This window comes from Hymenobacter sp. DG25A, from assembly GCF_001280305.1.
GTDB lineage: Bacteria > Bacteroidota > Bacteroidia > Cytophagales > Hymenobacteraceae > Hymenobacter.
On the sequence record NZ_CP012623.1, the window covers coordinates 1,158,390 to 1,182,451 of the forward strand.

General features: G+C 54.8%; 18 protein-coding genes and 2 tRNA genes. 8 read left to right on the plus strand and 12 right to left on the minus strand.

Features of this window, described 5'->3' with window-relative positions; all coding sequences use genetic code 11:
* Nucleotides 1-29: 29 nt before the first annotated feature.
* Nucleotides 30-1,472 (minus strand): L,D-transpeptidase scaffold domain-containing protein, encoded by a 1,443-nt coding sequence (locus AM218_RS04995; protein WP_197274019.1) that lies wholly within the window; start codon nucleotides 1,470-1,472, stop codon nucleotides 30-32.
* Nucleotides 1,473-1,755: 283 nt separating this feature from the next.
* Here AM218_RS04995 and AM218_RS05000 point away from each other — a divergent pair, with 283 nt between their 5' ends.
* Nucleotides 1,756-3,540 carry a glycoside hydrolase family 15 protein gene (locus tag AM218_RS05000; protein WP_054412427.1) on the plus strand — a complete coding sequence of 595 codons (1,785 nt, stop codon included), beginning with the start codon at nucleotides 1,756-1,758 and terminating at the stop codon, nucleotides 3,538-3,540.
* A gap of 227 nt (nucleotides 3,541-3,767) precedes the next feature.
* On the opposite strand, the gene AM218_RS05005 is transcribed toward AM218_RS05000, so the two are convergent.
* The 10 genes from AM218_RS05005 to AM218_RS05050 all read right to left on the minus strand — a co-directional run bounded on the left by AM218_RS05005 (nucleotide 3,768) and on the right by AM218_RS05050 (nucleotide 17,217).
* Nucleotides 3,768-4,490, minus strand: a complete 723-nt coding sequence (locus tag AM218_RS05005; protein ID WP_054412429.1) for a M48 family metallopeptidase — start codon at nucleotides 4,488-4,490, stop codon at nucleotides 3,768-3,770.
* A 141-nt stretch (nucleotides 4,491-4,631) separates the two neighbouring features.
* Nucleotides 4,632-6,806, minus strand: a complete 2,175-nt coding sequence (locus tag AM218_RS05010) for a bifunctional alpha,alpha-trehalose-phosphate synthase (UDP-forming)/trehalose-phosphatase (protein ID WP_054412432.1) — start codon at nucleotides 6,804-6,806, stop codon at nucleotides 4,632-4,634.
* A 152-nt stretch (nucleotides 6,807-6,958) separates the two neighbouring features.
* The gene (locus tag AM218_RS05015; protein ID WP_071843697.1) at nucleotides 6,959-8,146 is read right to left on the minus strand and encodes a DUF4249 domain-containing protein; all 1,188 of its coding nucleotides are present in this window, start codon (nucleotides 8,144-8,146) and stop codon (nucleotides 6,959-6,961) included.
* Between the two features lie 60 nt (nucleotides 8,147-8,206).
* On the minus strand, nucleotides 8,207-9,322 hold the full coding sequence (locus AM218_RS05020; protein ID WP_231717546.1) for a DUF4249 domain-containing protein: 1,116 nt from the start codon (nucleotides 9,320-9,322) through the stop codon (nucleotides 8,207-8,209).
* Between the two features lie 89 nt (nucleotides 9,323-9,411).
* Nucleotides 9,412-11,895 carry a hypothetical protein gene (locus AM218_RS05025; protein WP_054412438.1) on the minus strand — a complete coding sequence of 828 codons (2,484 nt, stop codon included), beginning with the start codon at nucleotides 11,893-11,895 and terminating at the stop codon, nucleotides 9,412-9,414.
* Nucleotides 11,896-11,899: 4 nt separating this feature from the next.
* Nucleotides 11,900-13,090, minus strand: coding sequence for a DUF4249 domain-containing protein (locus tag AM218_RS05030; protein ID WP_071843698.1), 1,191 nt, complete (start codon nucleotides 13,088-13,090; stop codon nucleotides 11,900-11,902).
* Nucleotides 13,091-15,820 carry a TonB-dependent receptor gene (locus AM218_RS05035; protein ID WP_316937430.1) on the minus strand — a complete coding sequence of 910 codons (2,730 nt, stop codon included), beginning with the start codon at nucleotides 15,818-15,820 and terminating at the stop codon, nucleotides 13,091-13,093. It lies immediately after the preceding gene.
* Nucleotides 15,821-15,912: 92 nt separating this feature from the next.
* Nucleotides 15,913-16,659, minus strand: a complete 747-nt coding sequence (locus tag AM218_RS05040) for a hypothetical protein (RefSeq protein WP_157547528.1) — start codon at nucleotides 16,657-16,659, stop codon at nucleotides 15,913-15,915.
* A 267-nt stretch (nucleotides 16,660-16,926) separates the two neighbouring features.
* A tRNA-Glu gene (locus tag AM218_RS05045) sits at nucleotides 16,927-16,998 on the minus strand.
* Nucleotides 16,999-17,145: 147 nt separating this feature from the next.
* Nucleotides 17,146-17,217, minus strand: a tRNA-Glu gene (locus AM218_RS05050).
* Between the two features lie 326 nt (nucleotides 17,218-17,543).
* Here AM218_RS05050 and gap point away from each other — a divergent pair.
* From gap to AM218_RS05070, 4 genes are all read left to right on the plus strand, one after another.
* Nucleotides 17,544-18,551 (plus strand): type I glyceraldehyde-3-phosphate dehydrogenase, encoded by a 1,008-nt coding sequence (gene gap, locus AM218_RS05055; protein ID WP_054412447.1) that lies wholly within the window; start codon nucleotides 17,544-17,546, stop codon nucleotides 18,549-18,551.
* 114 nt (nucleotides 18,552-18,665) lie between these two features.
* On the plus strand, nucleotides 18,666-19,544 hold the full coding sequence (locus AM218_RS05060) for a diacylglycerol/lipid kinase family protein (RefSeq protein ID WP_054415308.1): 879 nt from the start codon (nucleotides 18,666-18,668) through the stop codon (nucleotides 19,542-19,544).
* Between the two features lie 47 nt (nucleotides 19,545-19,591).
* Nucleotides 19,592-19,942 carry a translation initiation factor gene (locus AM218_RS05065; RefSeq protein ID WP_054412449.1) on the plus strand — a complete coding sequence of 117 codons (351 nt, stop codon included), beginning with the start codon at nucleotides 19,592-19,594 and terminating at the stop codon, nucleotides 19,940-19,942.
* Nucleotides 19,943-20,088: 146 nt separating this feature from the next.
* The gene (locus AM218_RS05070) at nucleotides 20,089-20,523 is read left to right on the plus strand and encodes a DUF1622 domain-containing protein (RefSeq protein ID WP_054412451.1); all 435 of its coding nucleotides are present in this window, start codon (nucleotides 20,089-20,091) and stop codon (nucleotides 20,521-20,523) included.
* A gap of 6 nt (nucleotides 20,524-20,529) precedes the next feature.
* Here the strand turns inward: AM218_RS05070 and kdsB are convergent, their stop codons facing one another.
* Nucleotides 20,530-21,318, minus strand: coding sequence for a 3-deoxy-manno-octulosonate cytidylyltransferase (gene kdsB / locus AM218_RS05075; protein WP_231717547.1), 789 nt, complete (start codon nucleotides 21,316-21,318; stop codon nucleotides 20,530-20,532).
* Nucleotides 21,319-21,501: 183 nt separating this feature from the next.
* Here kdsB and AM218_RS05080 point away from each other — a divergent pair, with 183 nt between their 5' ends.
* The 3 genes from AM218_RS05080 to AM218_RS16700 are packed head-to-tail and all read left to right on the plus strand — an operon-like array spanning nucleotide 21,502 to nucleotide 24,023.
* Complete coding sequence (locus tag AM218_RS05080; protein ID WP_082318078.1) at nucleotides 21,502-22,569, plus strand: LysM peptidoglycan-binding domain-containing protein; 1,068 nt, start codon at nucleotides 21,502-21,504, stop codon at nucleotides 22,567-22,569.
* Between the two features lie 11 nt (nucleotides 22,570-22,580).
* Nucleotides 22,581-23,339 (plus strand): TIGR02757 family protein, encoded by a 759-nt coding sequence (locus AM218_RS05085; RefSeq protein ID WP_054412456.1) that lies wholly within the window; start codon nucleotides 22,581-22,583, stop codon nucleotides 23,337-23,339.
* An 18-nt stretch (nucleotides 23,340-23,357) separates the two neighbouring features.
* Entirely contained in the window at nucleotides 23,358-24,023 is a 666-nt protein-coding gene (locus AM218_RS16700) for a hypothetical protein (protein ID WP_157547529.1), read from the plus strand.
* Nucleotides 24,024-24,062 lie beyond the last annotated feature (39 nt).

Here is a 24,062-nt window from a genome sequence, read left to right on the forward strand (position 1 = left end):
GTAAGATACCAACTGTACCCGGGAATAGTTTAGCGCGGCGGCATCTGAGTTGCCACCGGCACCTCGGCAAAGAAAGCCGCCAGCAGGGGTGCATCCAGCCCATATACATCCGGATAGTGCCGCAACAGCCCATTGGCGGCGGCTTCGCAGGTGTAGTAGCGCACGTGCACGGGCCAGGCGCGGGGCAGATCAATGCGCTTCGTCCAGGACTGGGCGGCGGCCTGCTCCAGCCGTTTGGCCCTGTCCGGGGTGCCGCTGCGGCGCAGCAGAAAAGCCGCCAGCTCTACCGATTGCTCCACCCGCACGCACCCGTGGCTAAAGGCCCGCTGGGGCTGGGCAAACAGCTTGCGCGCCGGCGTATCGTGCAGGAAAACGGTGTAATCATTGGGCATATAGTAGGATACATTACCTAGGGAGTTATCGGGGCCAGGCATTTGCCGGATGGTGTAGGGGAAGTTTTCCGGCGTAATGGTTTTCCATTTGATGCGGTAGGGATTCATGGACTGGCCCTGTCGGTTATAGATATGGTACTGGTGCCGGTAGAGGTAGCCCGGGTCGCGGCGGAGCTGGGGCAGTATTTCCTGAATGGCAATGCTGGAAGGCACGCGCCATTCGGGGGCCGTCGTGAAAAAGTACAAGCGGGCATCAAACTGCGGGGTAGGTTGGGCGGGTTTGCCCACCACCACCCGGTGGCTGCGCAGCACCCGCCCCTGTCCCACCACATCCAGACGGTAAGCCGGAATATTTACCAGCAGATACGCCGTGTCCGGTTTGGCTTGGGCGTACCAGCGGTTCCGCTCCAGGTTAATGGCCACGCTTCTGAACTCGGCTTGCTGGGAGGCATCTAATACGGCTACCGAGTCGGGGCTTTTCATGTTTATACGGGTGTGCCAGGCTGCCAGCAGGCGTTGGTAGGCCTTCCCGGTGGGCTGGCAGCTTAGAAAAGCCTGTGCAAAATCCGGCGCTGCTAAGGCTGCCTGCAGGTGCTGCGCCGCCTGCAGGGTAGCGGCCGAATCGTACACCTGCGGTTGCAGCGTAGCGGCTTGCAGGCGCCCATAGCGCAGGTGCAGGGCATAGCGCAGCAGCGCATCGGTCAGGGTAAGCTCATATGCCGCCAGCAACGGGGCGTGGGCGGCCGGTTGCGTACGCGCCAGGGTATCGGCCAGGGCCTGTAGCTGGGCCCACTTATATTCCTGGGGGCTGAGGCCATAAGCAGGCGCCGCCGCCAGTACCCGCAGGGCCTGGGTAGCCGGCCTGGACCAGCCGGTACTGGTAGTCCAGACCGGTTGAAAAGCCTGCTGCGCATAAAATTGGCGCACCCCCCGGCCGGCGCGCAGTTCCAGCCGTTCAAAAGTCAGCGTGGCCTGGTTACTGGTGGTATCCAGCAACTCCCGGAGGTAATTTTCGGAGGAAGTCAGCGCGGTGGGTATGGGTACACTTAGTGGGTTTGCCAGGCAAATTCCTGCCGGCAAGCTCATCAGCAATATTACCCACCTCAGGCACAGTAGAAAATGCATCATACAGTAGAATGAAGTGGGACCTTACAAGCACAATCGGAATTATTGAAGATAATTAAATATTAAAATAATTCAAAATAAAGGACAGCCTATTTATTTCCTTATCTGGCAATTCCTACGGTCAGATATCAGCCAAATAAAGCCCGGAGACAACCCCAAAGGCGGGGGGCTAGTACAACCTGAACCGGTTTATGAGCTGGCTTTTGCGGTAAAAGCCAGATTATTACCCCGATACCTTATGGCAAAACATACCTATGAGATGGGTCTGATTGGCAATTGCGCCTTTCTGGCCCTTATTCGCAAAGACACTTCGGTGGCCTGGATGTGCTGGCCGCGCTTTGACAGCAGCTTTGTCTTTGGCGATTTGCTGGATAAAGACAAAGGCGGCGAGTACAGCGTGCTGCCGGCAACTTCCGGCGAGTACCACTCGCGGCAGTATTATCTGCAAAACACCAATGTGCTTTGCACTGAAATTGAAACCGAGGATGGCCGCTACCGCGTGACGGATTTTGCTCCGCGCTTCCCCCAGTACGAGCGGTACTACAAACCCCTGATGCTGATCCGGAAGCTGGAGCCTTTGGCTGGCTCTCCCCGGGTGCGGGTGCGCTGCAACCCCGTGGGCAACTACGGCCAGACGCAGCTCAACCGTCGGCGCAGCTCCAACCACATTGCCTTCCTGGGCCTCGATGAAGAAATCCGCCTCACCACCGATATTCCCCTGACTTATATTCTGGAGGGTGAGGATTTTGTGCTGAATGAGCCCCGTTACCTGGTCCTGACCTACGGGGCACCTCTGGAGGCCGCCCTGGAAAGCACTGCCGAGCGGTTTCTGCGCAGCACCATAGAGTACTGGCGCAAATGGGTGAAGAGCACCAGCATCAGCAATTTTCACCAGGAAGCCGTTATCCGGTCGGCCATGGCCCTCAAACTGCACCAGTACGAGGACACCGGCGCAATTATAGCGGCCAGCACCACCTCCCTGCCCGAGGCCCCCGGCAGCACCCGCAACTGGGACTACCGCTACTGCTGGATGCGCGACACTTACTACACGCTCACGTCCTTCAACAACATCGGTCACTTTGAGGAGATGGAGCGGTATTTCCACTACATCGCCAACATCTCCACCAAAGTCAAAGACAAGTACCAGCCGCTCTACGGTATCAGCGGGGCCTCCGAGCTAACGGAGCAGGAGCTGCCGCTGGCGGGCTACCTCGGCAACCAGCCCGTGCGCATTGGCAATGATGCCTATACCCACATTCAGAACGACGTGTACGGGCAGGTGCTGGTGGCCCTTCTGCCGCTGTACGTCGACTGCCGCTTTATCGACCCGGAGCGGACCAACCCTTCCCGGCTGGTGTATGAGGCCCTGCACCGTATAGAAGCTACCATGGACCAGCCCGATGCCGGCCTCTGGGAGTTCCGCCACATTGCGCAGTATCACTGCTATACCTATCTGTTTCACTGGGCCGGGAGCAACGCGGCCCGCAAGGTGGCAAAAGCCCTGGGTAATGCCGATATGGAAGCCCTGGCTACCGATCTGATGCATAAAGCAGCCGACCGGATAGAGCAGTGCTATGATGCGAAGCGGGGCGTATATACCAATGCCATTGGCTCGCCGCACCTGGATGCCAGCACCCTGCAGCTGATTATGATGGGCTACCTCGACCCTAATTCCGAGCGGGCCCACACCCACCTGCGTGCTCTGGAAGCCGAGCTGATGACGCCTGAAGGCCTGTTCTACCGCTACCGCCACCCCGATGACTTCGGCACGCCCGAAACTACCTTTCTTATCTGCTCTTTCTGGTACGTGGAAACCCTGGCCTGCGTAGGCCGCACCGAGGATGCTATCCGGGAGTTTGAAAAGCTCATCACCTACACCAACCACCTGGGCCTACTCAGCGAGGACGTAGACGCCCGCACCGGCTCCCAGTGGGGCAACTTCCCGCAGGCCTACAGTCACGTGGGCCTGGTAAATGCCGCGTATCGCATTGCCAAAAAGCTGGATCAGCCCAATTTCCTGTAAATGCGCCTGATGGCGTTTCCCATTAAGTACTTGTCATCCTGACGCAGGAAGGACCTTCTCACAGCTAAACGATAATCGCAACAACGACTCGTTTCAGCGTGAGAAGGTCCTTCCTGCGTCAGGATGACAGGAGAAGTGGCAACGGCAGCTAACAGGTTGTCTTCGCCTCTGACTTGATGAGCCACAAGCTCGGCATGGCATTTTTCGCCTTGCTAAAACTCTCACGGTTAGCACTCATCCGCGCCGGGGTTGTTCCGGAGGTGTACCCGGTTCAGCTCTGCTTTGTGCTGCCGCCAGTTGGGCATAAACGTATCCATCAGTCCCCAGAAACGGGCGTTGTGGTAGCGCTCATGCAAGTGCGTCAGCTCGTGCACCACCACATATTCCAGGCAGGGGAGGGGGCGCTTGATGAGCTCCAGGTTCAGCCAGATACGCTTTGCCTGGATATTGCAGGTGCCCCAGCGGGTTTTCATTTGTTTTATGGCCCAGGCACTGGCCTGCGCGCCTACCACCGGCTGCCACTTTTCCAGCAGTGCCGGGAGCTGTTCGCGCAGGCGCTGGCGGTACCAGGCGGCCAGCACCAGGGCGCGCTGTTCCGTGGTGCTGTCTGGCCGCACATATAAGTTCAGAAACTGCTGATCCTGTAGCACCACCCGCGCCGGACCGGTGCTGGTGTGTACGCGCAGCTCGTAGGACTGGCCCTGGTAGGCATGCCGCTCGCCGGAAACGTAGGTTAACTGCCGGGGCTGCTCACGGGCGGCAAAGTTGGTCTGGTGCTTCTGAATCCAGGCGCGGCGGGCCGTTACCAGCTCCCGAATGGCAGCCTCCGTAGTACGCAAAGGCACGGAAACCCGCACACGGCCATCGGGCATGTGCACGCTCAGCCGCAGGGTCCGGATGTTCTTGCGCACCACTTCCACCTGCAAGTCGTCTATCTGAAGTTGGGGCATGCGTAGTTGGGGCCTGATAAATGTCGCAAGCTACGGCAAAACCCCGCCAGGCGGAATAGCTTCTACGGCTGGGGGCACACAAAAACGGGCGCGCTACTCACCATGGGGAGTAAACGCGCCTGTTCCGGGAATTACCAGCTATTAAAGAAGACTGCGCAGCAGCTTCCGCACATCCAGCGTAGAGCGCACGTGAAAGCGCGCTTTAGAGCGCCCGCCGGCCCCAACTTTAATGGTATAGGCCTGGGAGGGCATAGCCCCGAAGGTATCCTCATCGGTGCGGTCATCTCCCACCGCCATAATAAAGGTGGGCTGCTCCGGGGAAAGCCAGCGGGCAGCGGCAGTGCCTTTATTGATGCCGGCATTTTTGATTTCGACCACTTTATTGCCTTCCAGCACCTGCAAATCGGTGTTGCTGGTCATGAATGACAAGTGGCTGAGCAGCTCCCGGGCCCGCATGGCGCCCAAATCATTGTCGGCGCGGCGGAAGTGCCACACCAGCGAATAGTCTTTATCCTCAATGAAGGAGCCGGTGGTGCGGTTGACGTACAGCTCCAGCACGGGGCGTATTTCGCGCTTCCAGTCGTTGCGCAGGGGCTGGAACAGGCTCCAGTCGTCGCCGGTGCGGCGCAGCCACACGCCATGCTCGGCAATAAAATCAATGGGTAGATACCCCAGCCACTTCTGTAGCGTGGTCTTGTCGCGGCCGCTGATGATGACCACGCGGTTTTTGGGATTGTCGCTCAGGGCCCGCAGCAACAGGTGAGTTTCCTGGTCGGGCTCGGCCCGCTGTGGGTCGGGGTGGAAGGGGGCCAGCGTACCATCATAATCCAGCAGCAGCAGGCGCTGATCCGAAGCCTGATAGTCCTGCAGAAGCTGTTCCGAGGCACTGTTATCCAGCATTTCGGTGGCCAGGGTTTTCTGCTTGATTTTGCTGTAACTCAAGCGGCCCATAAATAGCTTGGTCCAGGAAAATACATTGTATTGGCGCACCAGCGCCTGCATAGACGTCATGCGCTGCTTTTGCTCCTCCTCCGGCATTACCAGCGCATCATGCATGGCCTCGGCCAGCTGCCCCACATCGGTGGGGTTGATGATGATGGCATCGGAAAGCTCCCGGGCGGCGCCGGCCCGCTCGCTCAGAATCAGTACGCCGCACTGATCGGCCTTGCTGGCTACAAACTCTTTGGCTACCAGATTCATGCCGTCGCGCATGGGGGTTACCAGCGCCACTTCGGCCAGGCGGTACAGGGAGGCCAGCTCTTCCAGCGGGAACGAGCGGTAGAAGTAATGAATGGGGTTCCAGGTAATGGTGCGGTACTGGGCGTTTATGCGGCCCACCAGCTCATCAATTTCTTCTTTTAAGGAAGCATATTGCGGCACCTGGTCGCGGGAGGGTACTACCACCATAATCAGGCTTACCTGCTCGCGCCACTCCGGGTAGCGCTGCAGCAGCAGCTCGAAGGCGCGCAGGCGCTGGGCAATGCCCTTGGTGTAGTCCAGCCGGTCGATAGATAGAATAACACGCACCTCCTGCAGGGCTTGTCGGTAAGCAGCTTCATGCTCCTTTGCAACTTTGGAGGCCGCCGCGCGGGAGTAGCGCTTGTAGTCAATGCCCATGGGGAAGGCATCGACGAGCACGGCCCGGGAGGGCGTGTCAATCTGCCCGTTCTGGGAGGAATACCCCAGCAGCTGCGACACCGCGCTGAGGAAATGCCGCATGTAGCCGAACGTGTGGAAGCCAATCAGATCAGCACCCAGCATACCCTGCAGCAGCTCATTCCGCCAGGGCAGCACCCGAATCAGCTCATAGGAGGGGAAGGGGATATGCAGGAAAAAGCCAATGGTAGCATCGGGGCGGGCGCGCCGCAGCATTTCCGGCAGCAGCAGCAACTGGTAATCGTGCACCCAGATGGTATCGAGCGGGCCGGCCTGCTCCAGCACGGCCTGACAGAATTTTTCATTCACGGCCACATAGGCCTCCCAGTGCTGCTGCTCATAAGTGGCATACTGAGTAAAGTAGTGAAAGGTGGGCCAGAGCGTGGAGTTGCTGAAGCCTTCGTAGAAATCCCGGATTTCTGCTTCCGTCAGGAATACCGGCGCCATGCTGTCGGGCTTGAGCTGCTCCCGCACATATTCCTCTTCCAAGTCATCCTGCACTTCTATGCCGGGCCAGCCTACCCACACGTTGCCATCCCGCTTATAAATAGAGCCCAGGCCGGTAGCCAGCCCGCCCTCACTGGGCTGGAAGGTTAAGCCGTCTTCGGTACGCTGTACTTTGGTAGGAAGGCGGTTAGAAACAATAATGGTTCTGGACATACGCTACTGGATAAAGGGTAAACATCCCTATAGCGTACGGGAAAAGCGGCGGTAAGTCGGAAAAAAAGGCTTTTGGCGGGTTATATTACTGTTTCTTGAAGTACTTCGGTCAACTATGGCAGGGGTACCAATTACGGAGTTAAGATGCTCTTCTATTTCCAGAAGGAGGGTCGGGTGGTGGTGCCGCGCACCCGGCAGTCGGCGCACTCCACGGGGTAAGAGGTATAGCCAGTTACGCCTCCCCCGGCATTATATAGAGGCTTGATTGGGAGGTGCTTGCCGCCTCCAAACTGAGCATCCAATGTTTCTTTAAAAGGGATATAAGGAATGGGTACAATTGTATCGGGGGCGCCACAGTCCTCATTCCCAGTCTTGAAATTCCAGGCGCCCGGCAACTGATCTGCAGAAATAAAGATACGTTTTTGAGTCACGGAGCCGACGCCGACAAAGCCGAGCACAGGCTCCTGCGGCTGGTTGAGGTTGCGCACATTGCCCGTGGACTGGGAAGGCAGCGGGTCAAACAAGGAGCCAATGGTTTCCGTGTTCTTCTTCAAAGCTTCCCAGTAGGCGTACTCCTCGGCTCCCATGGTGTACTGGCGCACCAGTACGCTGTACTTATAGCGCAAACGGGTATCGCCGGCAGGAAACTCAAGGAGGGGAAACTCCGTCACCCGGTCCTCACTCAAACGTTTGGTGCTCGTCAGCTTGATGGTCGGACTATGTACCGTTTGCCAGCAGCGATAAATCTCCTCAGTGCGGGGCTCCATCTGCCCATTTACATATTGTAGCCTGGACTGCGCAAACGAAGTAAACTCCCAGGTTTCGGTGTAGTCCCAGCGGTAATAGCGGGAGTTGCCGGTGGCATCGAAGGTGTTGGCGTAGAGCTCCAGGCCGCGCGGCACCACTTTCCAGGTCAAAGCATCAATGGGCGGGCTGGTCTTGACCGGCAGATAAGCCGAAGCATACTGGCCCAGCAGCTGCTGGCGGCTGTCGCGGGTGCGGAAGAACAGGCGGTACTGAGTACCCGGATTTAAGATCAGGCTGTCGGAGACATAGGTACCACTCTTTACCTCACGCAATAGGTACTCCTCCCCGCTGCCTTCTCCCTGAATCAGAACCTGGGCTTTATCCACGGTCAGCGGCCCGGCCGTGGAGGCCAGGTCATAAGTGCGGGAGAGCTTGATGGTAGTGCGTCCATTGCTGTTGATAAAGCCATCTACCACCAGGGCTTTGGTGGCCTGCACCGGCACTTCCGGCTCAAACGGCTCGATGCAACCGCTCAACCCCAGCAGCGCCCCGCTTAAAACGATGAAACAAAAGCGCAGAAGAGACCGTGGCATATCACGAAGTAACTAAGGGAATAAAATCAATTAGAAATTCCGGTTTAAATGCCACCCAAATTAATCCCAGAAAGGGGGACGAACCTTAGAGCCACGCACCCGGCAGTCGGCGCACTCCACGGGGTAAGACCTAAAGATTAGACCGTACTCTTCGTGGTCATACAGATACATCGGAATGTTTTCGCCACTGCCGAACATTTCTTCCAGCGAAACAGGCGGAGCTACATCTTCGGGCAGGTACCCACAGCTTTCATACCCAGAGGTAAATGACCACTGGGGTAATTCCCGCGCTACGATAAAGATTCGTTTTTGGGTCACGGAGCCGACGCCGACAAAGCCGAGCACGGGCTCCTGCGGCTGGTTGAGGTTGCGCACATTGCCCGTGGACTGGGAAGGCAGCGGGTCAAACAAGGAGCCAATGGTTTCCGTGTTCTTCTTCAAAGCTTCCCAGTAGGCGTACTCCTCGGCTCCCATGGTGTACTGGCGCACCAGTACGCTGTACTTATAGCGCAAACGGGTATCGCCGGCAGGAAACTCAAGGAGGGGAAACTCCGTCACCCGGTCCTCGCTCAAACGTTTGGTGCTCGTCAGCTTAATAGTCGGGCTATGCACCGTCTGCCAGCAGGTATAAATATCTTCCTCGGCCCGCCGCCGCCGCATCTTGTGGTTTTCGTACACGAAATAAGATTGCCCGGCAGAGGTGAATTCCCAGGTTTCCGTGTAGTCCCAGCGGTAGTAAATGGACTGGCCGGTCGCATCGAAAGTGTTGGCGTAGAGCTCTAGGCCGCGGGGTACCACCTTCCAAGTCAGGGCCTCAATCGGCGGGCTGGTCTTGACAGCTTCGTAGCTGGAAGCATATTGCCCCGTGAACTGCTTGCGGCTATTCCTGGTGCGGAAGAACAGGCGGTACTGAGTAGCTGGGTTCAACACCAGGCTATCGGAGACATAGGTGCCGAGCTTCACTTCGCGCAATAAGTACTCCTCCCCGCTGCCTTCTCCCTGAATCAGAACCTGGGCTTTGTCTTCCGTAACTGGTCCGTTGGTGGAGGCCAGGTCATAAGTATGGGAGAGCTTGATGGTGGTGCGCCCGTTGCTATTAATGAAGCCATCAACCACCAGGGCCTTGGAAGCCTGTGGCTTTACTTCCGGCTCGAACGGATCAATACACCCGTTCAAACCCAGCAGCAAACAATAACAGGCTATAATCGGCAAATAAAGTCTTGGATATTGCACTTAAACGTAGCATTTATAGGTAAGCACCCCCTTTAGGATTTTGGCGTAGGCTTCACTTCAATATCAAAGCTGGCATGCCCTGCAGACCCATCGGTGGCCAAGCCTTGAATTACCACGGTATACTTACCTGCCTGATCAGATGTATAAAACTCCAGCGGCTTGTTGCCTGCTGATGAGGTAGTTACGTTTGGATTCCAATAGAGTAACGTACGGAAATCGGGCAGACGGCTGGCTTGGTCCTGAGTGGTTTCGAAGCTCGGTGCATAAAACTCGCGGTGGTACTGCAAGCCTTCATACTCCTGCATCAGCACGTTGGAACTAAGCGGAAAGCCAGCCAGGTCACCTTTGTATGTGGTATAGCTCACCAGACCATCAAACATCAGCTGACCTACAAAATAGTGCCGGGTAAACACGTCTAATTTCTGCACTTTCAGTGGATCAAATGCCATGATCTTATTGATGTTAAAGACCGGCACACCATCCAGCAGCACTAGTGGATTAGACACGAAGACGGTTTTGAGAGGCTCATTGATAACCAGGAAGTGAAAACCGTCTTTCCGCCGCCGAAGGGCCACTCCTGGCACATACTCTCGCATGATGTCTTCCATCGTTGGGAAGCGTATGAAATCATCTAGATTATAGTGCTCATCCGGTTTGCCCACGTATTGTAGCGTGTCTAGAGCGGGGAAGGTGTACTGGTTGTTATAGCGTTTAAAATACACCTTCTGCAACTGGGTTTGCAGGTAACGCTGGGTTATAGCATCCTTATATCGCACCGTAAGAGGCAGCGGAGCTAGCAGAGGGCCTGCCTTGGAGTAGGCTACGGAATAGGGGTTAAGAATCTCTACACGGCTCGTGCTGTCCATGAGGTGATTGGGCTGCACCACAATGTCTTTTGCCCCGAAAAAGTCTTTCACTTCAAACAGAAGGGTTCCATCTGGCCGGCTCACAGCACTAAACAGGCGTCCCTGCCGATTTGGCGAAGTAAGATATGCGTGTACGTTAGGTACAGGAGCCCCTGTGGTACTATTCACCATCCGCCCCCGAATAAGATGCCCATTCATTTCAGGCAAAAATTCGAATACCGGGGCCTTCCCCGTTTGCACTTCTTCCCACCGGAAACGGCTCCAGCCCTGCGTCAGCATCAGGTTATCAGCCGCCTGTCGGGCATCAGTGTCAGAGCTAGTGAGGTAGTAGCTGGGATTTTCTATGGTGCCCTTGATATCAGAGGTGAGCCACAGATAACTTAGGATGTCTGTTGAAGGGGTAGTGCCCAGGGAATCCTGCCGGAATACGGCTACCGACAAATTGGCCGGAGCCAGTGGCATGGAGCTGGTTGCAGTGCCCAGTTGTAGCCTTACCTTGTCGCGGGTGCTGTACTGGGTTTTATCAGTTGTAGCCGTAATGCGTAGTAAGTGTGCGGGGCGGCGAAAGTACAGCCGCTCGCATACGGGCTGCTGGCGGCTGTTAAACAAGGTAAAGTGGGAAATTCCATCGGGCAGATCCTGCTTTTTTACCTGAAAAACGGCTTGCCCATTATTTAAAGTGGCTGTAGCGGCTACCGTTACTTTTTGGCGGGCATGGCCCAGTAAATACACCGGCTCCAGGGTTTGTCCGGTGCCCATGGCCGATATGTGGATGTTCAGCTCATCGGCGGTGCCTTCCTCCACATGGAGAACCATGCCTTGCTCTGCTACGGCAGGTAACCGGCGCGTTAGCAGGCGGCCATTGGGCAGCTTAACCGATGCCGTATATGTTGTACCAGATAGCTCCGGAGTGAAGCTGAATGAGCCCAGACCAAATTTCAGGGTGCGGAAACGTGCTACAACCGCTCCTTTTTCATTCTGTACGGTACCCTCGGCATCCAGGCTTCGCCCTTTCCGGTCGGCAATTTTAAAGCCTACTTTGCTATTGATGCTGCGCACCAGATTGCCTCCCTCCGGGAAAAACTGAATGTCGTAGGCAAGCGTGTCTTTGGCAGTAGACTGGGAAGACGCCGCTGCCGGATTCAGTACCGTAATAGAGGTCTGATAATAAAAGTCCGGGCTGAAATTCTTCATCCAGCTTGTGTAAGCCCGCACGGTGTAGGTACCTGATGCCAGCGAGGGCGGCAGCAGGAAAGAGCCCTGACCCATTGCTTGCTGCAGCGGAATCTTGCTTTGCATGACCGGCCGCTGCGCTTTGTCCAGCACTTCCACATAAGCCACCTTGCTCATAGGCAATGGCTTGTGGTAAGTGCCATCTACGGCATACACCTTAAACCAAAGCACCTCGCCGCACAGATAAGTGGGGCGGTCTACGTGCAGAAACACCTTTTCATGCAGACCATGCAGCGCATAGCGCTGAAACTGATTCTTCAGCGAATCGACCGGGGCCTGTGCCTGGGCAGTACTTCCCGCTACTGTGGCTAACAGCAGGAAAGCGCTGGCCACCAGCTTGCTTATTTGGATCGGAAACGCCTGTAAAGTAGAAGTAGAATTCAGACGTTTGCTCACGGAGGTAGATAGGAGGGACATGTAGCTATTGCCAGAAAGTTGGTCGGGTAGTCGTGCCGCGCAGCCGGCAGTCAGCGCATTCCTCCGGATAAGAGGTATAAATGTTTCCGTATTCACTATTGTAATATTGATAAATAGGGATATTATCTCCGGAGCTGAAGGTTTCAGACAGCACTTCTGAATAAGCAACTCCCTTTAAAGGCAACACATCTACCGGAAGAAGGCCACAGTCTTCATAGCCGGTTTTGAAAGTCCAGGCGCCCGGCAATTCTTTCTTGGAAATAAAGATTCGTTTTTGAGTCACGGAGCCGACGCCGACAAAGCCGAGCACGGGCTCCTGCGGCTGGTTGAGGTTGCGCACATTGCCCGTGGACTGGGAAGGCAGCGGGTCAAACAAGGAGCCAATGGTTTCCGTGTTCTTCTTCAAAGCTTCCCAGTAGGCGTACTCCTCGGCTCCCATGGTGTACTGGCGCACCAGTACGCTGTACTTATAGCGCAAACGGGTATCGCCGGCAGGAAACTCAAGGAGGGGAAACTCCGTCACCCGGTCCTCGCTCAAACGTTTGGTGCTCGTCAGCTTAATAGTCGGGCTATGTACCGTTTGCCAGCATTGGTAGATTTGCTCATCGGCCCGCCGCCGCCGCATCTGTTGATTTTCATACACGTGCTGGGATTCCCCGGCAGAGGTGAATTCCCAGGTTTCGGTATAGTCCCAGCGGTAGTAGCGGGAGTTGCCGGTGGCATCGAAGGTGTTGGCATACAGCTCCAGGCCGCGCGGCACCACTTTCCAGGTCAGGGCCTCAATCGGTGGGCTGGTCTTGACCGGCAGATAAGCCGAAGCATACTGGCCCAGCAGCTGCTGGCGGCTGTCGCGGGTGCGGAAGAACAGGCGGTACTGAGTACCCGGATTTAAGATCAGGCTGTCGGAGACATAGGTACCACTCTTTACCTCACGCAATAGGTACTCCTCCCCGCTGCCTTCTCCCTGAATCAGGACCTGAGCTTTATCCACGGTCAGCGGCCCGGCCGTGGAGGCCAGGTCATAAGTGCGGGAGAGCTTGATGGTAGTGCGTCCATTGCTGTTGATAAAGCCATCTACCACCAGGGCTTTGGTGGCCTGCACCGGCACTTCCGGCTCGAACGGCTCGATGCAACCGCTCAACCCCAGTAGCAGGATGCATAGTCCATTCACTAGTAAGTTTCGGAATACAGCCATCTAGAATTTGAAGTTATAAGTGACAGTAGGAATAGGCGTACCAAAAATGGCCAGCTTGTAACCCTTGATCTGACCATTCTCCGACTTGAAATACACGGAAAATGGATTACGGCGCCCGGTTAAGTTATACACGCCCACCGTCCAGGAGCTGTGCGCAACCTTTTTTGCTTTATGGTTGCCCTCAATATTGAGCGAGAAGTCAGTGCGGAAGTAGTCGGGCACGCGGTAGGCATTCCGCGCCGAGTAGTACACGCGCACGGTATTGCCCACCTGGTATTTCGCCAGAGGCAGCGTTATAGGTCGCCCGGTGCTATAGTTCATGTTGAATGAGGTGCTAAAGCGGCGGCTGAACCGGTAGTTCGAAACCAGCATAAAGTCATGCGGCTTATCGAAGTTGCTGGGATAAAATTTGCCGCCATTCACGATGTCGCCGGTAGTTACATTATTTACTTGCACCAACGAGCGGGAGTATGTGTAACTAACCCAGCCATTGAGTTTGCCCGAAAGCTTTTTCAGCATCATTTCTACCCCGTAAGCCTTTCCCTTGGCATTTACCACATCGGTTTCAATATGATGATTCAGCAGGAGGGTAGCGCCGCTTTTGTAGTCCACAAAGTCGCGCATGTTTTTGTAGTAGGCCTCCACAGAGGTTTCCACAGTATTATTCTTATAGTTGCGATAGTACCCAATAGAATACTGGTCGCCTAGCTGCGGGCGCACGTTGGGGTCACTCAGCTTCCAGATATCCGTTGGCGACATGGAAGCCGTATTTGACAGCATATGGATATACTGCCGCATCTGGGTATAGCTCACTTTTACAGACGAATTCTCCGTTACCGCATACTTGGCAGAAAGGCGTAATTCGGGCCCTTGGTAGGTGCCCATTACCTTGCCGGAAGCATAGGAAATAGTGTCGGTAATGGAGCTTTCTGATTTAGAAGCACCAGCCAGATACTGGTAAATATCCCGGGGGCCTAGGGCCGCATATAGGGAGAAGCGTATGCCCGCATACACGGAAAATCTGTTAGAAATATCAATCTTATCGGAGATATAAAGGGCATTTTCCAGACCCCGCTCCCGTGGCAGCACGTCTGGCTCCATCAGAGACTCGCCGCCCAGTGGTGTAAGACTACCCGGCGAAATATTGTAAAGCAGGGAACTTGCCCCAAAATCAATGGTATGCTTGGAGCTTGGAAAGAAGCTGAAGTCCAGTTGGCCACCTGTCTGGTCAATGCCATACGTGAGGCGAGCGGAGGTACTGGGGTTTCGCTGACTGGCTACATCATAGGCATAGTGACTATAAGTGCCCGTAAACACGCCGTAGAGCTTATTGCCGAAAACGTGTTTGAATTTAAGTGTAGCGTTCTGGTTCTGGTAGCGGTAAGTAGTGTCGCTGGCCAGGCGAAACTTGTCGCTGCTGCTGTAGCCGGTCAGGTACAGGGTATTCTTGCTGTTGAAATCGTGGGTGATGTGTGCATTTACATCATAAAAGAAAGCCGAGCTTTCCTGGTAGCTCTTATTGGGAATCTGCTTGAGCAGCCAATCAGAATAGCTGCTGCGCCCGCTAATAATGAACGAGCTTTTGTCTTTGATAATAGGGCCTTCCAGCATTAGGCGGCTGGTGAGTGGCCCGATGCCGCCGGCCCCGGCAAACTTCTTTTTATTGCCGTCGCGGGTGCTGATATCCAGCACCGAGGACAGCCGCCCGCCATACTTGGCTGGAATGGCGCTTTTAAATAGTTCTACTGACTTGATGATATCGGGGTTGAAGGCAGAGAAGAAACCGAATAAGTGAGCCGGGTTATACACCGTGGCATCATTAAACAGAATCAGGTTCTGGTCGGCCGCGCCGCCTCGCACGTTCATGCCCGTGGTTCCTTCACTCACTGACTTCACACCAGGCAGGGTAAGCACTACCCGCAGTATATCCGTTTCGCCAAACGTAGTAGGTACCTGGCGCATGGTTTTGATATCGAGCTTCTCCACGCCCATCTGCATGCCCGCCACATTCCGGTCCTTTTCAGCCTCAATAATGACTTCACGCAGGCGGGCAATATCTTCTTCCACTTCAATATTAAGCTTGCCATCAGAATGCAGCGCAATCTGGCGTTTGGAATTTTTAATCCCGATGCCTCTGATTTTTAACTCATATCGGCCCGTTGGTAAGGTGAGAGAGTAAAATCCAAATTGGTCAGTAGCAGTACCAATGGAGGGCTTTTCAATATATATGGAAGCGCCGATAATAGGCTCTCCGCTTTTGTTGTCGCGCACGTACCCCGCCAGCGTGGCTTTACTGCCAGCAGCATCTCCCCGGTCTATGCCGATTTCATACAGCTTCAGTTCTGAGGTATTCTGGCGCTGACTTTTCTCCTGTGGTTCGGGCTCTGGCTCCGCAGCAAATATGGTACCGGCAGCATCTGGCTGAAAAAAGCTGTCGGGCAGTTGAGTTTGAATTAGAGTGCCCGAAGTAACAAAGACATGCTTCTCCCCATCAATTGCAAACTTAAGTGGGGTGCCGTTCAGGGCCTCAGTAAGTACAGTAGCAAGGGGCTTACCAGTGGCCTTTAGCGTTACTGAAAGGCTGTCTACATCGGTGGGAAGAAAATAAAAGTGGTAGGCCGTCTGGCTCTCCAGCTCCTTCACAAAATCAGGGAAGGGCGTTTTGTTGAAGCTTCCGGTAACAAGTGCAGAGTCAGCCTGCTGGGCAACACTCACAAGGGATAAACTCAACAGCAGTATAAGCAGCGTAAGACGTTGCAGCATGTAGAAATGTATTAATTCTGAAAAGGCTAATACAAAGAATCGTACTTCTTAAACAGGCACTATTTCCGTAAGGAAACATAGTGCTCTACCAGCTGCAAAAAAGCTGCTTCACGGCTGTCTTTCTGAAATGAAAGCTTCTGCTCCCGGGCAAATTGTTGCAGCTCCCGGCGTTTATCACGCAGAACTTTCAGGACAGATTGCTTGGACTGAATAGGATATAGCAGATTATCCTTTTGCAGGAAAAACTTATCTGTTTCTGTAAACTCAACTTCTACCCCTTCTTTTTTGGGGTGCTCCTGCATGCGTTTGCTCCGGTGTGCTAACAGCCGTATGTTATTGTCAAATATTACATCATAAAAGCCGACAGGGGCTATAGTAGCCGAAGCTGAGTCGGGCGTCAAATAGATAAAATAATGGTTGGCATAAGTAAAGTTCTGTACCAATGAGCGGTTTAGGCGCACGTTCATAGGATTATTGGGCAGAGTAGTAATTATCTGATCCAGGCGGGTATCATACAATAAGGGTACCCGGTCGTATTGTACCCCATCGTACAAAATGCCACCTATCTGTTGCTGCTGGCTTAGGAAATACTGATGTCCTTCCCGCTTGCTATAGATCTTTGTGTAGTCTAGATACTCCGGACCTGTGTAAAGGCTGGCATTGTTGGTAAGTGCTTGGGTGTAGCGCTTAGATAGGACCTGTTGAGCCTGCGCCAAATAAACAGTGTCAGTAGGAGTAGACTGGGCAAGTAAAGCACAGCCGCCATTCATCCCTAAAAAGGCAATGAAGAGAAAAAGTATTTTCATGTAAAAAAAACGATAGAATAAGCTCTTTTTTCCCCGCACTCCCTTCGGCTCATGCGCTCAGTTCCCAATTCAGACGCTCAAGATAGATGGTTTTCTTGGACGTGGACTAAGGAGTTTCCTGGGGTATCTACAAGCGGACTCCTAGAGGGTGTAATTCGTTGCATCACTCCTCAAAGAAAAAATGGAGTATGCTGATGCAAAGGGATACAAAGCAAAAAAGCCAATTGCTCTTTCGGAACAATTGGCTTTTTGCAAAACGACGGGAAGTAGTCCGTAGGGGAATCGAACCCCTGTTGGTAGAATGAAAATCTACTGTCCTAACCCCTAGACGAACGGACCAGGTTATGTGCTATTTCCGTCGTTTCAAGTAAAAAGAGCCGAAAAAACATATCCGCCGGTTGCGGTCTGTATTCTCGGTTCGGATAAAAAAACCGCCCTGGGGTAAACCAGCGCGGTTTTTAAACCAATGCCAAAGCGGAAGGCGAGTAGTCCGTAGGGGAATCGAACCCCTGTTGGTAGAATGAAAATCTACTGTCCTAACCCCTAGACGAACGGACCAGATATGAAGGCCTTTTCCGATTTGGTGCTGCAAAGATAGAAGACGAATCTTTGAGCGCAATAGCCGGCTGCAAGAAAAATGATGTTTCAGCAGAAAAACGGCTGATTCTCAGGGTGGAATTTTTCAAAACCCGGCAACCCCAGCCGCTGTTTATCCCGTTTACAAGCCCGGCAGCAGGTGACAGACGGTACCGAAAGCGAAAATTCGCCTGCCATTTTAGACATGGTGCGCAAATCATTTGGCGAAGTTACCGGGGCCCTGTACCTTCGCTCCGCGTTTGCATCAGGCCCCGTTGCGGGGCCGTTAACCCCTTTCTCTTTATACCATGGCAAAAATCAAAGTCGCCATTAACGGTTTCGGCCGCATTGGCCGCCTGACGTTTAAGTCGCTGCTGGGCCGAGACAACGTAGAAGTTGTGGCCATTAATGACCTGACCGACAACAAGACGCTGGCGCATCTGCTTAAGTATGACTCCGTACACGGCCGCTTCGATGGCACTGTGGCATACGACGAGGAAAGCCTGACCGTGAACGGCCAGCGCATTGCTGCTCTGGCTGAGCGTGACCCCAAGCTGCTCCCCTGGGGCAAAATGGGCGTTGACGTAGTGCTGGAATCTACCGGCCGCTTCGTAGACGAAGCCGGTGCCGGCCAGCACATCACCGCTGGTGCCAAAAAAGTAGTTATTTCCGCTCCCGCTACCGGCAACATTCCGACCGTAGTACTGGGCGTAAACGAGGACATCCTCACCGGCGACGAAACCATCATTTCGAACGCCAGCTGCACCACCAACTGCCTGGCCCCCATGGCTAAGGTACTGGACGAGGTGTTCGGCATCGAGAAAGGCTACATCACCACGGTGCACGCCTATACCTCTGACCAGAACCTGCAGGACGCGCCGCACAAAGACCTGCGCCGTGCCCGTGCTGCTGCTTATAGCATTATCCCCACCAGCACTGGTGCTGCCAAGGCCGTAGGCTTGGTGCTGCCCACCCTGAAGGGCAAGCTGGATGGTTTGGCCATGCGTGTACCCGTTCCGGATGGTTCCATGACCGACCTGACCGTAGTGCTGAAGAAAGAAGCCACCAAAGAGCAGATCAACGCCGCTCTGAAGTCGGCCTCGGAAGGTGCTATGAAAGGCATCATTGAGTACACCACGGATCCAATCGTAAGCATCGACATCGTGGGTAACCCCCACAGCTGCATCTTCGATTCGGAGCTGACCTCGGCCAGCGGCACGCTGGCGAAGGTGATTGGATGGTACGACAACGAAACCGGCTACAGCACCCGCACCGCCGACCTGATCCAGAAGCTGGGTGAGGCCATGACCAAGTAAGCAGTTCTGCTTCCTGAAATCCCTGGAAAGCCTGCCCGTTAGGGCGGGCTTTCTTATGTTTGAGGCTGTGCGCAGTCTGGCTTTTCCATCTCTATCGTCTGCCCGTTGTTTTTTATGCCTGCCAAGCCGCGCATCTGCTTTATTCTGAACCCGGCCTCCGGTACCAACCGCCGCCAGGATGTGCCCGCCTTGCTGGCCCGCTATCTACACCCGGATGCGGTAGACTATGAGGTACTGCACACGGAGTATGCCGGCCACGCCGTGCAGCTGGCCCGCCAGGCGGCCAACAGCGGCTGCCGCATTGTGGTAGCCGTGGGCGGCGACGGTACCGTGAACGAAGTGGGCCGCGGCTTGGTGGGTACGCAAGCGGCTCTGGGCATTCTGCCGCGCGGCTCCGGCAACGGCCTGGCCCGCCACCTGCACATTCCGCTGGGGCTGGGCGCCGCCATTCAGCGCCTGAACGAGCCCGAGTTTCAGCGCATGGATGTGGGCCGCATCAATGGCCGGGAGTTCTTCTGCACGGCGGGCCTGGGGTTTGATGCGCACGTGAGCAAATGCTTTGCGGAGGCCGGCACGCGCGGGCTGGCCACCTACGTGCAGGTAGCCCTGCGTGAGTATCGCCGCTTTCAGCCCGTGCCCGTGCAGGTGCACTTCAACGAAAAAATACTCACCACCGACTGCTACGTGCTGGCATTTGCCAATGCGGCCCAGTACGGCAACAACGCCTACATCGCCCCCCTGGCCGATATCCGGGACGGACTGCTGGATTTGTGTCTGATTGATGCCTTGCCGCTGATGCGGGCGGTGCGCGTCGGCTTGGGCCTCGCCCTCGGCGACCTGCCCACGTCCGGGGCCGCGGCCTTTCACACGGCCAGTAAGGTGCGGGTAACCGCCGCCACCGCGCTGGGCTTTCACGTAGATGGCGACTATGTGGGCGAGAACACCGAATTTGAGGTAGAGCTGCTGCCGCTGGCCCTGGAAGTAGCTGTTTAAAACGAACCCCCATTGTTACTCCGCAGCAACACCCATAATAATGACCGATGAAAAACGATAAAAACCGGCGCGAAAGGGACGGAATCGTCTACTCCACCAGCTCCGACTTTGAGTACCAGTACAACCAGGATGAGGAAGTCACTACGCTGCCCCCCCAGCAGCAGAACCTGCGCGTGCAGCTGGATAAAAAGTCCCGGGGCGGCAAGCAGGTCACGCTCATTACTGGCTTTGTAGGCAAAGACGAGGATTTGCAGACCCTGGCCAAGCTGCTCAAAACCAAGTGCGGCGTAGGCGGCAACGCCAAAGACGGCGAAATCCTGATTCAGGGCGACTTCCGGGAGAAAATAATGGCCGTGCTGACGGATCTGCGCTACAAGGTGAAAAAGATAGGCGGGTAATTCAGCCGAGTATCGGTTGCGCTTGTGCTTAGAAATCAAAAGCTCGGCGAGGCCTAGAATGGCTGTGCAGTTAGGAAAACCGTAGGGGAATTTGTCGGGCTGGAATACCAATAGTTTTGTTGCCTCAATCCACTATTCAAACTGCTATGCTGCTACTGGAGCCCGTTACCATTCATACCCTGGCCGAAGACTGGATAATTAATGCCGTGCAGTGGCTGAAGCTCAGCATTGAAACCATAGGCGCCTTTATTATTGGCCTGGGGATTCTGGTCGCGGGGCGACTGTTTTTGCTGGCGCTGTGGCAACGGCGCACGGCTAACTTTACGTCCATCCGGCTGGTTCTGGCCCGGTACCTGGCGCTGGCCCTGGAGTTTCAGCTGGGTGCCGATATCCTGACCACGGCCATTGCGCCCTCGTGGGAGCAAATCGGGAAGCTGGGTGCCGTAGCCGTCATTCGTACTGCCCTCAACTTCTTCCTCTCCAAAGAGATGCGCGATGAGCGGAATATCACAGACGAGCAGCACGTAACCAGGCAAGCCGATAACCCTTCTGAGGCTAGTGCGGAGGCTCCGGCTGGCTAGCGTCGGCTACTGAGGCAAGGCTTGCGCTAGAAACTGTCGGGCCCGCACTACATCTTCCGGCGTATCAATACCAATGGTTTCCAGCTCGGTTTCGGCCGTAAGAATGCGGTAGCCATTCTCCAGCCACCGCAGCTGCTCCAGAGATTCGGCCAGCTCCAAAGGGGAGGGAGGCAGCCGCGTAATGTGGGCCAGCACATTGGGGCGGTAGGCGTAGAGGCCGATGTGGCGCAGGTATCGGTGATGCGCCAGCCAGTGCTCCTGCGGGTGCTGGCGCTGGTACGGCACGGGGTGGCGGCTGAAGTACAAGGCATGGCCCTGCGCATCCAGCACCACTTTGGGCAGGTGGGGGCTGAACAGTTCTTCCTCATTCAGCACCGGCTTTACCAGCGTGGCCAGCTGGGGGCGAGGCTCGGCGGCAAAAAGCTGCACCAGCGCATTTATCTGGCTGGGATGTATGAACGGCTCATCCCCCTGAATATTAATAATGCAGTCGGCCCCAGTATTCAGCTGTTGATAGGCTTCGAAAACCCGGTCGGTGCCGCTGGGGTGGTCTGGGGAGGTCAGGACGGCTTCCCCGCCAAAATCCAGCACATGGCGCAGAATCCGCTCATCATCCGTAGCTACCACCACCCGGCTCAGCTGCGCTTGCCGGGCCTGCTCCACCACCCTTTGAATCATGGATTTGCCGCCCAGATCCACCAGCGGCTTGGCCGGCAAACGGGTAGAGGCATAGCGGGCGGGAATTATTCCAATGGCATTCAGCATATACAAAGAAGCGTAGCGTGGCGGGGGCATAAAGGTAAATGAACCGGCCCGCAGATCAGCACTTCTAAAAACGGGCTTTTAGACGGTTATTTCATCGAAAACAGGGGCATTCTGGTACTTGAGCAGGATAATGTTTTATCTTTCGGCAATGTTTATGCTAGAGGCCCGGCGTCCTCGTTGCATTTTTACTTTTCGTTTTCTCACGAACCGCTCATGATTCGTTTTTGGTTGCCGTTCGCCGCGTTCGTACTCGCTGGTTTTTCCGCCTCTGCTACTTCCTTCCCGGTATTGCCTGCTGACTCCATTGGGGTGGAGTATCAGAATAATAAAATGCTGATTAAGCACCGTGTATCGCCCGGTGAAACTCTGTACGGTTTGGCCCGGCGCTATAAAGTGCCCGTAGAAGATATTTTAGAGGTAAACCCGAAGGTGAAAGGTGCTTTGCTTTCCGGCCAGATTGTGCTGGTGCCCCGCACCCGCGTTGTACTGGCGCCGGCCGCCACTACGGCAGCAGCTCGCCGCCCGGCGGCCCCGGCGGCTGCCGCTGGCGCCACCAAAGGTCTGGCCTCCGATGCCCGCGGCAACCGCGTGTATAAAGTAAAGCCCGGGCAAACGCTCTTTTCCATTGCCAGCCGCTTCGGGGTTTCCACCAACACGTTGATTCGGCAAAACCGACTCCCAGCCAGCGGGGTCGTTAGGTCGGGTCAAACCCTGATCATTGTTCCGGCCGGCCAGCCGGCCGCGCCCCGGCCAGCCGTGGCGGCTGTTAAGCCAGCAGCGCCGGCCTCGGTTTCGGCCCCCGAGCCGGTAACGGCCCTACCCCCGCATACTCCGGCTACTTTGCCCGCTACCCGCCCGGAACGGGAAACCCAACCGGTGGTGAAAGAAGTGGCTAAAGAAGAGCCCAAGAAAGAAGAACCCAAAAGCAAAGAACCCGCCCACGACGAAGCCGCTACTGCTTCCACGGCCAAGCCCGAAGAGGAGCGCGGTCCGGAGCGGGCCAACGAGGTCATTCGCCGCGTGACGGAAAGTGGGCTGGCCGCTGTCATTCCTAACACTACCTCGGTTAAGTACCTGGCGCTGCACAAAACGGCCCCGGTAGGTACCATTGTGCAGGTGCGCAACATTATGAATAACGTGTCGGTGTATGTGCGCGTGATTGGCCAGCTGCCCGATACCGGGGAGAACAGCAACATTCTGATTCGTCTCTCGCCCCGCGCCGTGCAAATGCTGTCTACGCCCGATGCCCGCTTCCGGGTAGAAACGTCTTACATGCCCTAAGGGCCTGCCTCTTGAAGCACGAACAAGTAAAAGCCCGGCTGGAAGAGTGGTATCACCGCTACAACCAGCCGGGTTTTATTGCAGCCGACCCCATCAGCATTCCGCACCGCTTTACGCAGCGGGCAGACATAGAAATCAGTGGGCTGTTTGCGGCTTTGCTGGCCTGGGGGCAGCGCAAAACCATCATCAACAAGTGCCAGGAGCTGATGCAACGCATGGATAATGCACCACACCAGTTCATTCTGCAGCATTCTGATGATGACCTAAAGCGCCTGCTGGGCTTCTGCCACCGCACCTTCTGCGACACCGACCTGCTGTACTTTGTGCACTGGCTCCGGTGGTATTACCAGCAGCACGAAACCCTGGAAGACGCCTTTCTGCACGGCAGCACCCAGAAGCAGCGCCTCGAAAACTTCCATGACTTATTCTTCAGCTTGGAAGATGCGCCCCAGCGCACCCGCAAGCATATTGCCACGCCCGCCCGCGGCTCGGCCTGCAAGCGCATTAATATGTACCTGCGCTGGATGGTGCGGCAGGACGAGCAGGGCGTAGATTTTGGCCTCTGGCAACGCATGAAACCGGCCGATTTAATCTGCCCCATTGATGTGCACGTAGAGCGCCAGGCCCGAATGCTGGGCTTATTAAAGCGTGAACAGGTAGACTGGCGCGCCGCCGAGGAGCTGACGGAAAACCTGCGGCAGTTCGATGCGAATGACCCGGTGAAGTATGATTTCGCCCTGTTTGGGCTGGGGGTAAATAATTATAATTAAATTTTATAATATTTAAATATGTATAATTATAAAGTAACAGTTTTTAGATACTGGATTTTTGTATTAATATTTTTTAGTTCGATTGTTTTACTTTTTGGGGGAGTTGTTTTAATTGGAAGAATTTTTCATACGGGTTATTTGGCTATATTTTGGATATGCCTTTGCTTAGGAATGGGTTACTATTTGATAAAAATAGCAACAGTAAATACTTTGCAAGTAACGTTAAGTGACTCTTGTATAAGTATTGGTTTGGCTAATTCAGTAAACAAGGAGGTTTTATTGTTAAAGGATATTGAATCTTATAAGTATCAGAATTTTAATGGTAATTCCACATTCCGTATACGGCTTCGTTCAGGTAAGAAAATAACCTTGATTCATAATGTTAATTTTTGCCCATCAGATGATATGCGTGCATTCGTGGATCAATTCGAACTGATTAGAACAACACTCGCATCTGCAGATAGCAACAACATTATTATCCGACGTGAAAAGACTTTTTTCGAAAAGCCTCTAGCTAACGTAATTGGGTGGTTGGTAAGCGGTGGACTGGTGTATTTTACCTGGTACTTAATTACTCATGGCGTGAAAGATGGTAAATGGGGTTCTGTATTACTGGGTTATGGCAATGGAATGGCCTATTTAGGAGCTTGGCTGGATGCTCGTAGAGGCAAAAGTGATACTTAGCCTTGTACCAATAGCTGGTTTTGTCATCCGCCCGAATCT